This window comes from Streptomyces sp. BF23-19 (genome assembly GCF_041106355.1).
Taxonomy (GTDB): Bacteria; Actinomycetota; Actinomycetes; order Streptomycetales; family Streptomycetaceae; genus Streptomyces; species Streptomyces virginiae_A.
On record NZ_JBGBPT010000203.1, the window covers coordinates 1 to 1,054 of the forward strand.

Genomic DNA, 1,054 nt, shown 5'->3' on the forward strand with positions numbered 1-1,054 from the left:
TGTATTGATCACGAGCGTTGTTGACACTCGGTAGGTCTTGAACATGGCGAAGACCTCCGGTGTGGTGGGAGCTGTCTAGGAACCCATTGCACGACGGAGGTCTTCGTGTCCCACCGTAATGCCCGCCTGACCGTCTTCGGAAGGCGCTTGCTGATCGAACGCGTCCGTTCGGGCCGTGCGGTCTCGCATGTCGCGGCCGAGATGGGCATATCGCGGGCCACCGCCCACAAATGGGTCCGCCGCTGGCGGACGGAGGGCGAGGCCGGGTTGCACGACCGCTCCAGCCGGCCCCGCACGACGCCGCACCGGACCCCGGCCTCCATCGAGGCGCGGGTCTGTGACCTGCGGCGGACACGAAAGCTGGGCCCGGCCCGCATCGGCCCGATCCTGGGCCTGCCCGCCTCGACCGTCCACCGGATCCTGACCCGCCACGGGCTGCACCGCCTGGCCTGGATCGACCGTCCGACCGGAACCGTGATCCGCCGCTACGAACGCGAGAAGCCCGGCGAGCTCGTCCACGTGGACGTCAAGAAACTCGGCCGGATCCCCGACGGCGGCGGCCACCGCGTCCTGGGCCGCGAAGCGGGCCGACCCATCCGTGGCATGGGCTTCGACTACATCCACTCCGCGGTCGACGACCACTCCCGCCTCGCCTACAGCGAGATCCACGCGGACGAGAAAGTTGCGACCTGCGCGGGCTTCCTCACCCGCGCGGCGGCGTTCTTCCACGACCACGGCATCACCCGCATCGAACGGGTCCTCACCGACAACGCCTGGGCCTACCGCAAGGGCCTGGCCTGGAAAGCCGTGCTGACCGAGCTCGGCGCGAGCGGCAAACTCACCCGCGCCTACCGCCCCCAGACCAACGGCAAGGTCGAACGCTTCAACCGCACCCTCCTGGACGAGTGGGCCTACCTGCGGCCCTACATCTCCAACAAGGAGCGGACAGCGGCACTGGCAGACTTCCTCCACACCTACAACCACCACCGCTGCCACACCGCACTCGACGGACACCCACCCATCAGCCGAGTCAACAACCCTGCGAGTCAATACA

General features: G+C 68.0%; 1 protein-coding gene. It reads left to right on the forward strand.

Annotation, left to right across the window (positions count from 1 at the left end; genetic code table 11):
* Window positions 1-105: 105 nt before the first annotated feature.
* A partial coding sequence (locus AB8A24_RS43320) for an IS481 family transposase (protein WP_369479249.1) occupies window positions 106-1,054 on the forward strand: 949 nt, incomplete at its 3' end.